The organism is Collimonas pratensis (genome assembly GCF_001584185.1).
In the GTDB taxonomy this organism is placed as follows: domain Bacteria; phylum Pseudomonadota; class Gammaproteobacteria; order Burkholderiales; family Burkholderiaceae_D; genus Collimonas; species Collimonas pratensis.
Genome location: NZ_CP013234.1, coordinates 4,445,495 through 4,458,356, shown reverse-complemented (window position 1 = coordinate 4,458,356; position 12,862 = coordinate 4,445,495). Strand labels below are relative to the sequence as shown.

The following is a 12,862-nucleotide window of genomic DNA, read 5'->3' as shown; positions in this document are numbered from 1 at the left end:
TCTACTAAGCCGCAACGTCAGCGCCAGGGTCATGATGGATCGCCAACCAGATGGTCGGCTGCGCGCCATCGGTCCATTCTATGCGGTGGCGGCGGTGGGCCGGGATGTGCAGCCAGGCGCCGGCCTGCATCACATGCTCGGCGCTAGCGCCCTCCAGCGTCAAGCCGGCGCTGCCGCTCAGCAGCAACACCCATTCTTCCTGCGGATTGTCATACCAGAAGCCGGGCGGGCTGGCCTGTCCATGGGAAACGATGCGTTCGATAGTCAGTCCGGCGCGCTGGTGCAGCAGCTCAAATACTTCTTCCGAACTGGCGGGCGGCAGTCCTGTCAATAGATTGCCGCTGGCGATTTGCATGGTATTCCCCCTTGAAAGCGATGCCGGCAGCATCCCTGTATTATGGCACTCAGTCAATTGTAGCTGCCTGTACTGTCTTGCAGACGGGTACCGGCATTATCCGTTTTTCACTGAAAGGACAAGACGATGAAATCACGAATTTTTTCCTTGCTGTTTTCCGCTGCCGTGCTGAGCGCCGGCCTGTTGCCGCAGATGGCCCATGCTGCCTCGGTTTCCTTCATTGAGCCGGCCGACGGCGCGGTAGTCAGCAGCCCGTTCACCGTCAAGTTCGGCGTCAGCGGCATGGAAGTCAAGCCGGCCGGCGACATGACGCCGAACACTGGCCATCATCATTTACTGATCAACGAAGACAGCATCCCGGCAGGGCAATCGATCCCCGTCGATGAGAAACATATACATTTTGGCAAGGGGCAGACCGAAACCTTGCTGACGCTGCCGCCTGGTAAATACAAGCTGACCATGCAGTTCGCCAACGGCGCCCACCAGTCTTACGGCCCGGAGCTGAGTAAAACCATCAACGTGACTGTCAAGTAAGCCGGCGGCATGGCGGGCGGCGGTTCCATCCGCTGCTGCAACGCGGTAAAATGGGGTTTTCCCTGATAACGGCCTTGGCATGCCAAGGCCGTCTTTATTTATCATGACTGCTAGCACTCCAGCTTCAACTTCTCCAGCCACCAAGGTTCGCACGCGCTTTGCGCCGAGCCCGACTGGCTACCTGCACTTGGGCGGCGCCCGGACCGCACTGTTTTCCTGGGCGTTCGCGCGCCACTTCGGCGGCACTTTCGTACTGCGCATCGAAGATACCGATCTCGAACGCTCGACTCCGGAAGCAGTGCAGGCGATCATCGACGGCATGCAATGGCTGGGCCTGGAACACGACGAAGGTCCGTTCTACCAGATGCGCCGCATGGATCGCTATCGTGAAGTGATCGCGCAGATGCTGAAGGACGGCACGGCCTACCATTGCTATTCGTCGCCGGAAGAAGTCGAAGCGATGCGCGAACGGATGCGCGCCGCCGGCGAAAAGCCGCGCTACGATGGCACTTGGCGCCCTGCAGACGGCAAGACTCTGCCGCCGGTACCGGCCGACCGCAAACCGGTGGTGCGTTTCAAGAATCCGCTCGACGGCGACGTCAGCTGGGACGACGTCGTCAAGGGCAACATCACGATTTCCAACCGCGAGATGGACGACCTGGTGATCGCCCGTCCGGACGGCACGCCGACCTACAATTTCTGCGTGGTGGTGGACGACTGGGACATGGGCATCACCCACGTTATCCGCGGCGACGACCACGTCAACAACACGCCGCGTCAGATCAATATCCTGAAAGCGCTGGGCGCCACCTTGCCGCTGTACGGCCACGTGCCGATGATCCTCGGCGCCGACGGCGAGAAACTGTCGAAGCGCCATGGTGCGGTCAGCGTGATGGATTATCCGGCGCAAGGCTACCTGCCGGAAGCCATGCTGAACTACCTGGCGCGCCTGGGCTGGAGCCATGGCGACGAAGAGATTTTCAGCATGGAGCAGTTCTGCCAGTGGTTCAATCTCGACCACCTGTCGAAATCGCCGGCACAGTTCAATCCGGAAAAGCTGGCCTGGATCAACAACCATTACATCAAGCTGGCCGACAACCAGCGCCTGGCCGCCATGGTCAAGCCGCTGATGGAACAGGACGGCGCCGATTTCAATGGCGCGCCGGATCTGGCGAAAGTCATCGGCCTGTTGAAAGAGCGCGCCCACACCGTCAATGAAATTGCGCTTGCCGCCATGCTGTTCTATCGCCAGCCGGCGCCGGATGCAGCTTTGCTGACGCAGCACTACACCGACGCCATCAAGCCGGCGCTGGCCGATTTCGCCCAGCGCTGCGCCACGGTCGAATGGACCAAGGAAAGCCTGGCGCCGATGATCAAGGAAGTGCTGGCCGCGCACAAGCTGAAGATGCCGCAGTTCGCCATGCCTTTGCGCCTGATGGTGACAGGGCAGTTGCAGACGCCGGCGATCGATGCTGTGCTGGAATTGTTTGGCCGTGAGGCCGTGACAACACGTTTACAACCCTATCTACTGTAAATCTGCAATAAATCTGCAAATCGGGATTTACAAGCGCTAAATAAGCTTGCTATAATCTCGCTTCTGCAAACGGGGGTATAGCTCAGCTGGGAGAGCGCTTGCATGGCATGCAAGAGGTCAGCGGTTCGATCCCGCTTACCTCCACCAGCAAATTGGTAGCAGAAGTAGTAAGGTAATAAAGTAGTTGGATAGCTTGCTGTCCCCATCGTCTAGAGGCCTAGGACATCACCCTTTCACGGTGAGTACGGGGGTTCGAATCCCCCTGGGGACGCCAGAATTCTTTTGGCATCGACAGGAAAGCAGTCAGAAAATCGCTGCAGAATATTGGTGTGGAGTGTTTTCGATACAATCGATAAGGCCGCCAAATGCGGCCTTTATTGTTTTTAGCAAGCAGCAGTAGAAGCAAGGCCAGTACGGACAGATTACTGTCCCCATCGTCTAGAGGCCTAGGACATCACCCTTTCACGGTGAGTACGGGGGTTCGAATCCCCCTGGGGACGCCAGAATAAAAAGGCCCGCGCAAGCGGGCCTTTTTGTTTTGGTGGCCACAAGTAAGCCGCCTGCGCGGCTTACGTGGGGGATGAGAAGGGAATCGCCTGCAGGCGATTCCGCGGCCTGCGGCATGTAGGCGAATCCCCCTGGGGACGCCAGAATAAAAAGGCCCGCGCAAGCGGGCCTTTTTGTTTTGGTGGCCACAAGTAAGCCGCCTGCGCGGCTTACGTGGGGGATGAGAAGGGAATCGCCTGCAGGCGATTCCGCGGCCTGCGGCATGTAGGCGAATCCCCCTGGGGACGCCAGAATAAAAAGGCCCGCGCAAGCGGGCCTTTTTGTTTTGCTACGTAGGGTGGGCAGGTTTTTCTGCCCACGCGGAATCGCCTATTGAGACCTGGATCCGCGTGGGCACGGGGTGCCCTCCCTACGTCATACGCGCAAGCAAGCTTTTCTATTTTTCCGATTCAAAGACCATCAATCCGCAACCGTCCAAGACTCGCGGCAAGCCGCAAGCGCGCCGTCTGCCAGCTGGTCAGCGACAGGATGCGCTGCTGCTGTGCGCCTGCCAGGTCGCTTTGCGCCTTCAGCAACTCCAGGATATTGCCGACTCCGGCCTTGTAGCGTCCCTGCGCCACTTCAAACGACTGGCGCGCGCTGCGCAGCAGGATCTCGGTGCTGTGCAGGTTTTCGGCTTCGGTGCGCAGGGCCTGGTTGCTTTTCCATACTTCCAGCGTGACCTGCTGTTCGATGCCGGCCAGCTCCGCTTCCTTGCTGTCGGCCTGGGCCTGGGCGCCGCGTGACTTGTACTTGCGGCTGAAGCCGTCGAACAGCGGAATGCTGAGCTGTAGGCCGATGCTGCGGCTGTTGATGGTTTGCCTGGAGGAGACCTGGGTGATCGGGGTGTCGCTGCGGTCGCCGGTGGCGAACAGCGACAGCGTCGGCCGGCCATCGGCGCGGGCAGCGTCGGCCTGCGCCTGTGCGGCCTTCCATTGCGCTTGCGCCGCCAGGATTTTCGGATGGCTGCGGACGGCGTCGGCGATCAACTGGTCGACAGCCTGCTGCAGCAGCGGCGCGTCGCTGGCGTCGCCCAGCGCCGCCAGCGTCAGCGCGGTGTTGGGACGCCAGCCCATGACGATGGCCAGGCTGCCCAGCGCGTTCTGCAGGTCGCCGCCCGCTTGCGCGCGTTTCAGGCTGGCCTGGGCGTAGGCCGTCTGCGCCTGCAGCTTGTCGGCCAGGGTGCCGGCGCCGGCCTGGTATTTGGCGGCGCTAGACTTGAAGCTTTGCTCGGCTGCCTGTTCGGCTTCCGTGGTGGCGGCCAGCAGCGCCTGCGCCGCCTGCGCTTCGTAAAAACTTTGCACGGTGCTGAGAAAGACCGTCTGCAGCATGTCGTCCTGGGCGGCATTGGCAGCGTTCAGCAATTGCCGCGCATTTTCCAGGTTGGCGGCGCGCAGGCCGAAATCGTACAACACCCAGTTCAGGTTGAGGTTGACGTCGCTGCTGTGGGTGGTGAGGGAAGAATCGTTGGCCGGAAAATCTGGATAGGTGGTGCGATTGTCTGCCTTGCTCCAGGTGCCGCCGGCCGTCAGCGTCGGCAGGTAGGCAGCGCGGCTGACGCCGACCGCAGCCGCTTGCGCCTTGACGTTGGCCCAGGCCTGGCGGGTTTGCGGATTGCGGCACAGCGCGCGTTCGACCGCATCCAGCAGCGTCAGCGGATCCGGCAGCCGGGCATTGAAGCTGCAGCCGATGCCATATACGGTGCTCACCGGCGTCGTTGAAACCTCATGCATGGTGCGCAGCGGATCGGACCAGAGCGGTTCGGCGCGCAAGGGTGCGCCAGCCATCGCCGCCAGCGCCAGCATGCAGCAGGCTCGCAATGCGCGGCTCATGCCGATGCCGCTTGCTGCGCTTGCACGGCCAGCTCGATCACTTTGCCATCGACCAGCATGATCACGCGGTCGGCGCTGTTGATGGTTTCCGGCCGGTGGGCGACGATCACGCGCGTGATGCGCATGGCGCCGATGGCGTGGTTGACCTGCTGTTCACGCTCGATGTCGAGGTGGCTGGTGGCTTCGTCCAGGAACAGGATCTGCGGCCGCTTGTACAAGGCGCGCGCCAGCAGGATCCGTTGTTTCTGGCCGCCGGAAAGAATGGTGCCCATGTCGCCGACCAGGGTGTTGTAGCCCATCGGCATGGCGCCGATATCCTGCTCGATGGCGGCCAGCCGCGCGCATTGGCGGATCCAGGCCTGGTCGGCCTGCGGATCGAAGAAGCTGATGTTGTCGGCCAGCGAACCGGCGAACAGGACGTCGTCCTGCAGCACCGTGCCGACCATGCGGCGCAGGGTGTCGAGGCCGACCTGCTGCACCGGCTGGCCGCCGATCAGCACTTCGCCCTGGCTCGGCGCCAGTATCCCCAGCAAGACATTCACCAGGGTAGTCTTGCCGCCGCCCGAGGGACCGACGATGGCTACCGATTCGCCAGCCTCGATGCGGAACGAGACATCGTCCAGCACATACGGCTCCTGCTCGGCATAACGGAAACGCAGGCCGCGCACTTCCAGCGACGGCGACAGCATCGCTTCCTGCTCGCCGAGATTGCAGCCATGCGTGGTTTCCGGCGGCTGCAGCACGATGTCGGCCAGCCGCTCGCCTTGCAGTTGCAGCATCTTGAGTTCAACGAACTTGTCGATCAGCGAACTGACGCGGCTGTCGAACTGGCCCTTGTAGGCGGTGAATGCCATCAGCGCGCCGACCGTGAAATTGCCATCCATGACCAGGCGCGCGCCAAGCCAGATGGTGAGGATGTTCTCGATGCCGAACAGCACGCCGTTGAGGGTCTTGTACAGCAGGCTCAGCTTTTGCGTGCGCAGGTCGGCGTTGATCTGGTCCACCAGCAGGCTGAGCCAGGTGGAACGGCGCTCATCCTGACGCTGGAACAGCTTGATGGTCTTGACACCGCGGATGGTTTCCAGGAAGTGGGTCTGCTGTTTGGCAGCGTGGATGATCTGCTCTTCGGTGGCGTGGCGCAAGGGCGCGAACCAGGCCCAGCGCCCCAGCCCGTACAGCAGCATGGCGGCTATCGTGATCCAGGCGAGGGTCGGGCTGTAGATGAACATCAGCGCCAGCGTCGCCACCGTCATGACGCCATCCAGGATCGCCTCCAGGAAAGAAGTGGTGAGCGTGTGCTGGATGATGCCGACCGCGCCGAAGCGCGACACCACATCGCCCAGGTGGCGCTTCTCGAAATAGGCCACCGGCAGGCGCAGCAAATGCGTAAAGACATTGGCCTGCCATTGCACGTTGAGGGTGGTGCTCATGTACATCAGCACCCAGCTGCGGCCGACGCCGATCGCCTGCTGCATCAGCATCAGCAAACCGAATCCCAGCGCCAGGGTGGTCAGCAGGTCGCGGTCAGCCGCGACCAGTACATTGTCGATCACCCATTGCAGGAAAAACGGGCTGACCACGGCAAACACTTCCAACGCCAGCGACAGCAGCAGGATCTGGCTGAAGGAGCGATACAGGCCGCTGATGCGTCCCAGCAGGCGGCGCAGCGGCACGCTCTCGACGGCGCGGGCAGGCTTGAAGCCGGGATTCGGCCACAGTTCCAGCGCCACGCCGGTAAACGCTTTGGCGACTTCAGCTAGCGACAGCTTGCGGATGCCGAAGGCCGGGTCGTACACCGTCGCAGAGCGGAGGCCGACTTCCTGCAGCACCACGAAATGATTTAAGTTCCAGTGCAGCACGCAGGGCAGCTTGAGCTGGGCCAGGTCGTCGAGGTCCAGCTTGAGCGGACGCGAAGCCAGCTCCAGCTGCTCGGCGATGGCGATCAGGTCGCGCAAGGTGGAACCCTTGAGCGAGACCGGGAAACGGCGTCGCAAGCTGGCCAGATCGGTGCGGTAGCCGTGATAGCCGGCCACCATGCCGAGGCAGGCCAGGCCGCATTCGGTGGCCTCGGTTTGCAGCATCAGCGGCAGGGTGGCGTGGATGCCGAAGGCAAGTCGATTGAACATGGTCACAGTTTGCCGGTCAGGCTGTAGAGGGGTTCCAGCACCCATTCATAGAGGCGCAGCTTTTCCTGCTGGATGTCGGCGTCGAGCAGCATGCCGGCCTGCAGCGGCTGCGGCCGGCCGTAGGCCCGCACCTGTTGCGCAGCCAGCCGCACGGTAATCCGGTACATCGGTTCGCTGCCGTTGCCGCCGGCGGGAACGCCGATGGCGTTCAGTTCATTGTTGGGCAAGGCGGTCCTGGCGACTGCTTCGACCACGCCTTTCTGGTGGCCGAATTTCTGGTAGGGATAAGCCTGGTAGCGGATCAGCACCTGGTCGCCGGGACGCACGAAACCGATCGCGCGGCTAGGCGCATACAGTTCCGCGCGCAAGGTGGCGCCGGCCGGCACGATGCTCAGCAGCGGCCGGTTGCCGTCCACGGCCTGGCCGGCATCGGCCAGCACGGCGGTGGCGATGCCGGCTTCCGGCGCCGTGACGACGATGCGGCGCTTGGCTTCGCTTTCGCTCAGTTCCTGGCCGGTGCTGGCCAGCGTGCGGTCGATCTGCGCCAGCTGGTTCTGCTGTTTCAGCGACAAGCCGCCCAGTTCGCTCTGCTGCGCCGCCAGCTCGCGGCCGACGCTGATGCGGTCGCGCTCCAGGCTTTGCTGGCGGTTTTTCTGGTCAAGCAGGTCTTCCTGCTTTTGCTGGAATTGTTCGCGCGAGATGTAGTCTTGCTGCAGCAATCCCTGGTAGCGTTGCAAGGCATCCTCGGCCAGCTTGACGCGCTCCTGCTGGCCGCCGATCTGCTTGTCCAGCTTGGACACTTCATTGGCCAGGCCGGCGATCTTGTTATTGAGGCCGCTGCGTTCTTCCTGCTGCAGCATGCGGGTCTTTTGCAGTTCGTCGCGCAGGCTGACCTGGCGCTGCTCGACCTGGCTGCTGATGGCGGCCTGGGTGGCGCCCTGGGTGCTGCTCTGGCGTTCGCTCGACAGCACATACAGGATCTCGCCGGCCTGCAGCGCCTGGCCTTCCTTGACATGCTGTTCGATGACGATGCCGCTTTGCGGCGCGTAAACCTTGATCAGGCCGCCGCCCGGCAGCAGCTGGCCGCTGACGGTGCTGTGCCTGGTGTAGCTACCCCAGGCCAGGAAAGCGCATACCGATAGCGCCAGCAAGGCGGCGCCGGCGCTCAGCAAGGTAAACGACAGCGGCCGTATCAAGACGATGTCGCCCAGCCATTTGCTTTGTTGGGCGGCCACAGCCTGTTCGCGGAATAAACTCATGATGTCTTCAAAATGACAAAAAACACGGCAAGCGGCTGCCGTGTTTTTTGCTGGAAAATCGAACCGCTGTTAGGCGGGTTGCGGCGGTGTCGGCGGCTTTGGCTTGTTGCAGCTTGGCTTGCTTGGCATGCAGCTCTTGAAGAAGTTGCTGAAGCAAGATGAGAAGAACTTGCTGAAAAACAGACAGCAGCCGCCGCTGACTTGATCGATTTCCCGTGCTGATAATTGCTGAATTGCCATATTTTCTCCCTTTGGATTAAAAACACTGGCGCGATTGCCGCTGATGGTTCGTCGCCAGCGAAATCCGGCACATGCCGAAAATTACATAAAAAAACATTAACTAATTATCGTATTGATATTATTGTTTGATGGTCAATGCGAATGCAATTCATTAATTGCAAATATAACAATAATTAACAATTGTATTTTGGAATGTAAAATGGATTTTCATGCGCCACGGAGGGCGGCCGCGACGGCAGCCGCCGGCGGGCAAGAAAAAAAAGCCGCAAAAGCGGCCTTTGATCATGCAAGCGGGGAGGGGATCAGCGGCGTGCGCCGACGGTCATTTCACGCGCGCGCTGCATATCGCGGTCGAAATTGACGCGCGCTTCGCGCTTGCAATCCATGGCTGCGCGTCCACGCATCGCGCGGCAATCGTTCATGGCCTGCGCATAGGCATTGGTATTTTCTTTTTTCATGGTTTCAAAGCGCGCCTGCGGCGTCCGGTCCGGCACGCCCCAGCGTGGCGGATCCCGGTACTGGACGTTTTCTTCAGCTGCATTGGCATGCAGCGCGAAAGCATTGGCGGCGATAAAAAAAGCCAGCGACAAAGGTGTGATGTGGATTTTCATGATGCCTCCTGGTGTTGTTGCATTCAGCAAGATGCGGAATGTGAACGTACTGATAGGGCCGATGAAATCTGATGCTTTGTTCGCCCGGCGGCAATCCGTGTCTATCGGGATTGCCGCCGGGGTTCAACCACTGCGGCGAGAGTTTGAAAACTTAGTAACGCGAAATCTGGCCGTTATCGACACGCACCCGGTCACCCACCCGCAGATCGCCGGGGTTGCTGACGCTGATGGTCTGGTAGCCGTTGTTGTTCATGCGCACCCGCACGTTATACGAAGTCGAGCCCGGGCTGTTGCGTGCTTCCAGCTGGTTGCCCGCCACTGCACCGCCGACCACGCCGGCAATGGTCGCCAGGGTGTTGCCGTTGCCGTGGCCGATCTGGTGGCCAACCACGCCGCCGAGCACGCCGCCGACCACCGCGCCGCCTATACCCTGGCTAGGCGTATTGACGACATCGATGGCATCGACCACGCCGTAGTTGCTGTTATTGTTTTGTTGGTAGCCGCCCTGGTAACCCGGATAAGTTTGCGGAGGCGGATTGCTATAACCTTGATTGCCATAGCCTTGGTTGCCATAACCTTGTCCGCCATACGGCGCGGCGCAGCCGCCGAGCAGCAGCGTGCCGCCGATGACTGCAGCCAGCATGGCTTGTTGAGTTGTTTTGCGGATTGTCATAGCTGCCTCATGATGTTGGTTAATATATTCAGTGTAGTACTTCGCAGCGGTCGTGCATGTGCGATTCACCACACTAAAACGATGTTGCTTACGGCTCGGTTGACCGGCGCACCATGAGAAGACGGGAATGTTACGGAACTTACATTTCGGCAATCAATCTTGTTTTTCAGCATGGGTTTTCAGCCCTTGCTCCAGTAGTCCGGCTGCGCATAGATCGATTTCAGGCGGTCGATGAAGAAACGCACTTTGGCCGGCAGATGCCGCTGCTGCGGATAGACCGCCATGATGTCGTAATGCGGCAGGGCGAATTCATCCAGCACCGTCAGCAGCTCGCCCGACGCCAGCTGCGATTCGATTTCCCAGGTAGAACGCCAGCCCAGTCCGAGTCCTTCGCTGACCCAGCGGTGCAGCAGTTCGCCGTCGTTGCAATCGAGGTTGCCGGCGGTCTTGATGATCACCGGTTTGCCGCCTTGCTGGAAATACCAGCCGCGCTGCTGGCCGCCTTGCAGGTTGAAGGAAAGGCAGTTGTGGTGGGCGATGTCTTCCAGCGTGCGCGGGATACCGTTGCGATGGAAATACTCCGGCGTGCCGCATACCACGCGGCGGTTGCCGGCCAGTTTCACCGCAACGAAATTCGGATCGATGGCGCCGCCGATGCGGATGCTGATGTCATAGCCTTCGCGCACCAGGTCGACCACGCGGTCGGTCAGGTTGAACGAGATCTGCACTTCCGGATTGGTGGCGATAAACGCCGGTGCATGCGGCGCCACGTGCTTACGGCCGAAAGCGGCAGGGGCCGACACCACCAGATGGCCGGTGGCTTTGTGGCGGCCTTCAGAGATGATTTTTTCCGCAATATCCAGCTCGGTCAGCAGCTTGCGGCAATGGTCGAGGAAGACCGTGCCTTGCTCGGTCAGGGTCAGGTGGCGCGTGGTCCTGTGCATCAGCTTGGTGCCGAGCCGTTTCTCCAGCGCATCGATGCGCCGTCCCAGCATCACCGGGGTAATGTTCTGTTCCAGCGCCGCGCCCGCCAGGCTGCCTTTTTCCACCACGCTGACGAAAGCTTCTATCTGTTTGAGTTTGTCCATGTCTCTTCCGGCTTCGTTGTTGGCTTTGTTGTTAGCTTCGTTGTTAGCTTATCCAAGTCTGTATTTTGCTCTTTTTCTTAGTATTCCATACTTGACGTATCGAATAAAGCGATTGTTTGTGTTCTTATCAAACAATATGTTTGGTTATAGCATGTGTCTCATCCACTCGGCAGTCTCCATACCGTCCCCGAATTTCCAGCAGTATTACGGGGCAAATCCGGAGCGGTCCGCAGGCAGTGGCAATAATTTCACATTCTGTAATCCGGAGGCAACATGGCAAAGATGAAGGCAGTTGACGCAGTAATGCACGTATTGGCGAAAGAGGGCTGTGTGCAAGCCTTTGGCGTGCCAGGCGCCGCAATTAACCCGTTCTACTCGGCCATGAAACGGCATGGCGGCATCGAGCACGTGCTGGCGCGCCACGTTGAAGGCGCATCGCACATGGCGGAAGGCTACACCCGCGCCAACCCGGGCAACATCGGCATCTGTATCGGCACCTCCGGTCCGGCCGGCACCGATATGATCACCGGCTTGTACTCGGCCCAGGCCGATTCGATTCCTATCCTCTGCATCACAGGCCAGGCGCCGCGCGCCCGTCTGTACAAGGAAGATTTCCAGGCGGTCGATATTGAATCGATCGCCAAGCCGGTCACCAAGTGGGCAGTCACCGTGCGTGAGCCGGCGCTGTTGCCGCGCGTGTTCCAGCAGGCTTTCCACGTCATGCGTTCCGGCCGTCCAGGTCCGGTCCTGATTGACATGCCGTTCGACGTGCAGATGGCCGAGATCGAATTCGATCCGGACACCTACGAACCTTTGCCAGTCTACAAGCCGGCAGCGTCGCGCGCCCAGATCGAAAAAGCATTGACCATGCTGAATGAAGCAGAGCGTCCATTGCTGACCATCGGCGGCGGCGTCATCAATGCCGATGCAGCTGAGCTCGCGGTTGAGTTTGCCGAACTGACAGGCGTGCCGGTGATTCCGACCCTGATGGCATGGGGTGCGATCCCCGACGACCATCCGCAAATGGCGGGCATGGTCGGACTGCAAACCAGCCACCGCTACGGCAACGCCACCATGCTGGCCTCCGACTTCGTGCTCGGCATCGGCAACCGCTGGGCTAACCGCCACACCGGTTCGGTGGAAGTGTTCACCAAGGGCCGCAAGTTCGTCCACGTCGACATCGAACCGACCCAGATCGGCCGCGTGTTCGGTCCCGACTACGGCATCGTCTCCGACGCCAAGGCAGCCTTGAAGCTGTTCGTCGAAGTCGCCAAGGAATTGAAAGCCGCCGGCAAATTGCCGGACCGTTCGCAATGGCTGGCCGAGTGCCAGGAGCGCAAGCGCACCATGCAGCGCCGCACCCACTTTGAAAACGTACCGGTCAAGCCACAGCGCGTCTACGAAGAAATGAACCGCGCTTTCGGCCGCGACACCTGCTACGTCAGCACTATCGGCTTGTCGCAGATCGCTGCCGCGCAATTCCTGCACGTGTACCACGCCCGCCACTGGATCAACTGCGGCCAGGCCGGTCCGTTGGGTTGGACCATTTCGGCGGCGCTGGGTGTCTGCGTGGCAGATCCGAAGCGCGATGTAGTGGCGATTTCCGGCGACTACGACTTCCAGTTCATGATCGAAGAACTGGCGGTAGGCGCTCAGTTCAACCTGCCTTACCTGCACGTGGTGGTGAACAACTCCTACCTCGGCCTGATCCGTCAGGCGCAGCGCGGCTTCGAGATGGATTACTGCGTGCAGCTGGCGTTTGAAAACATCAACGCGCCGGAACTCAACGGCTACGGCGTCGACCACATTGCCGTCGTCGAAGGCCTCGGCTGCAAGGCGATCCGCGTCACCGATCCGAATGCGATCCAGGACGCCTTCGCCCAGGCCAAGCGCTGGATGAAGGAATTCCGCGTGCCGGTAGTGGTGGAAATCATCCTGGAACGCGTCACCAACGTTTCCATGGGCACCGAGATCGACAACATCAACGAGTTCGAAGAACTGGCCACCAGCCGCAGCCACGCACCGACCGCCGTGTCCCTGCTGGACTGATTTCTGGAGAGAGAC

The 12,862-nt window shown here is 60.6% G+C and carries 11 protein-coding genes and 3 tRNA genes; 6 read left to right on the top strand and 8 right to left on the bottom strand.

Annotation, left to right across the window (positions count from 1 at the left end):
- Window positions 1-4 precede the first annotated feature (4 nt).
- Window positions 5-355, bottom strand: a complete 351-nt coding sequence (locus CPter91_RS19825; protein WP_061943173.1) for a cupin domain-containing protein — start codon at window positions 353-355, stop codon at window positions 5-7.
- A 126-nt stretch (window positions 356-481) separates the two neighbouring features.
- Between CPter91_RS19825 and CPter91_RS19820 the strand changes: the two genes are divergently transcribed.
- The 5 genes from CPter91_RS19820 to CPter91_RS19800 all read left to right on the top strand — a co-directional run bounded on the left by CPter91_RS19820 (window position 482) and on the right by CPter91_RS19800 (window position 2,926).
- A complete protein-coding gene (locus CPter91_RS19820) occupies window positions 482-889 on the top strand; it encodes a DUF4399 domain-containing protein (protein WP_082793054.1) in 408 nt (135 codons plus the stop codon).
- A 103-nt stretch (window positions 890-992) separates the two neighbouring features.
- Window positions 993-2,423, top strand: a complete 1,431-nt coding sequence (gene gltX, locus CPter91_RS19815; RefSeq protein WP_061943171.1) for a glutamate--tRNA ligase — start codon at window positions 993-995, stop codon at window positions 2,421-2,423.
- Between the two features lie 71 nt (window positions 2,424-2,494).
- Window positions 2,495-2,570: transfer RNA gene (locus CPter91_RS19810), tRNA-Ala, on the top strand.
- Window positions 2,571-2,621: 51 nt separating this feature from the next.
- A tRNA-Glu gene (locus tag CPter91_RS19805) sits at window positions 2,622-2,697 on the top strand.
- Between the two features lie 153 nt (window positions 2,698-2,850).
- Window positions 2,851-2,926, top strand: a tRNA-Glu gene (locus tag CPter91_RS19800).
- Between the two features lie 453 nt (window positions 2,927-3,379).
- Here CPter91_RS19800 and CPter91_RS19795 read toward each other — a convergent pair.
- The 7 genes from CPter91_RS19795 to CPter91_RS19770 form a co-directional block, all read right to left on the bottom strand.
- A complete protein-coding gene (locus CPter91_RS19795; protein WP_082793052.1) occupies window positions 3,380-4,801 on the bottom strand; it encodes a TolC family protein in 1,422 nt (473 codons plus the stop codon).
- Window positions 4,798-6,933 carry a peptidase domain-containing ABC transporter gene (locus CPter91_RS19790; protein ID WP_061943167.1) on the bottom strand — a complete coding sequence of 712 codons (2,136 nt, stop codon included), beginning with the start codon at window positions 6,931-6,933 and terminating at the stop codon, window positions 4,798-4,800. Before CPter91_RS19790 ends, CPter91_RS19795 begins: the two co-directional genes overlap by 4 nt.
- Entirely contained in the window at window positions 6,930-8,186 is a 1,257-nt protein-coding gene (locus CPter91_RS19785; protein ID WP_061943165.1) for an HlyD family secretion protein, read from the bottom strand. The genes CPter91_RS19790 and CPter91_RS19785 overlap by 4 nt, the downstream gene beginning before the upstream one ends.
- Window positions 8,183-8,497 carry a hypothetical protein gene (locus tag CPter91_RS26685; RefSeq protein WP_150119761.1) on the bottom strand — a complete coding sequence of 105 codons (315 nt, stop codon included), beginning with the start codon at window positions 8,495-8,497 and terminating at the stop codon, window positions 8,183-8,185. The genes CPter91_RS19785 and CPter91_RS26685 overlap by 4 nt, the downstream gene beginning before the upstream one ends.
- Window positions 8,498-8,728: 231 nt before the next feature.
- Window positions 8,729-9,037, bottom strand: coding sequence for a hypothetical protein (locus CPter91_RS19780; protein WP_061943163.1), 309 nt, complete (start codon window positions 9,035-9,037; stop codon window positions 8,729-8,731).
- Between the two features lie 151 nt (window positions 9,038-9,188).
- Window positions 9,189-9,710: a glycine zipper 2TM domain-containing protein gene (locus CPter91_RS19775; RefSeq protein ID WP_082793050.1), complete on the bottom strand. Its 522-nt coding sequence runs from the start codon at window positions 9,708-9,710 to the stop codon at window positions 9,189-9,191.
- A gap of 179 nt (window positions 9,711-9,889) precedes the next feature.
- Complete coding sequence (locus tag CPter91_RS19770) at window positions 9,890-10,798, bottom strand: LysR family transcriptional regulator (RefSeq protein WP_061943159.1); 909 nt, start codon at window positions 10,796-10,798, stop codon at window positions 9,890-9,892.
- A 273-nt stretch (window positions 10,799-11,071) separates the two neighbouring features.
- Between CPter91_RS19770 and gcl the strand changes: the two genes are divergently transcribed.
- Window positions 11,072-12,847, top strand: coding sequence for a glyoxylate carboligase (gene gcl, locus CPter91_RS19765; RefSeq protein ID WP_061943157.1), 1,776 nt, complete (start codon window positions 11,072-11,074; stop codon window positions 12,845-12,847).
- Window positions 12,848-12,862: the final 15 nt, after the last annotated feature.

Bases quoted from the DNA above. Each gene is read 5' to 3' on its own strand.
- gcl (WP_061943157.1), top strand. From the start codon at position 11,072: ATGGCAAAGATGAAGGCAGTTGACGCAGTAATGCACGTATTGGCGAAA.
- CPter91_RS19795 (WP_082793052.1), bottom strand. From the start codon at position 4,801: ATGAGCCGCGCATTGCGAGCCTGCTGCATGCTGGCGCTGGCGGCGATG.
- CPter91_RS19820 (WP_082793054.1), top strand. From the start codon at position 482: ATGAAATCACGAATTTTTTCCTTGCTGTTTTCCGCTGCCGTGCTGAGC.
- gltX (WP_061943171.1), top strand. From the start codon at position 993: ATGACTGCTAGCACTCCAGCTTCAACTTCTCCAGCCACCAAGGTTCGC.
- CPter91_RS19775 (WP_082793050.1), bottom strand. From the start codon at position 9,710: ATGACAATCCGCAAAACAACTCAACAAGCCATGCTGGCTGCAGTCATC.
- CPter91_RS19770 (WP_061943159.1), bottom strand. From the start codon at position 10,798: ATGGACAAACTCAAACAGATAGAAGCTTTCGTCAGCGTGGTGGAAAAA.
- CPter91_RS19825 (WP_061943173.1), bottom strand. From the start codon at position 355: ATGCAAATCGCCAGCGGCAATCTATTGACAGGACTGCCGCCCGCCAGT.
- CPter91_RS19785 (WP_061943165.1), bottom strand. From the start codon at position 8,186: ATGAGTTTATTCCGCGAACAGGCTGTGGCCGCCCAACAAAGCAAATGG.
- CPter91_RS19780 (WP_061943163.1), bottom strand. From the start codon at position 9,037: ATGAAAATCCACATCACACCTTTGTCGCTGGCTTTTTTTATCGCCGCC.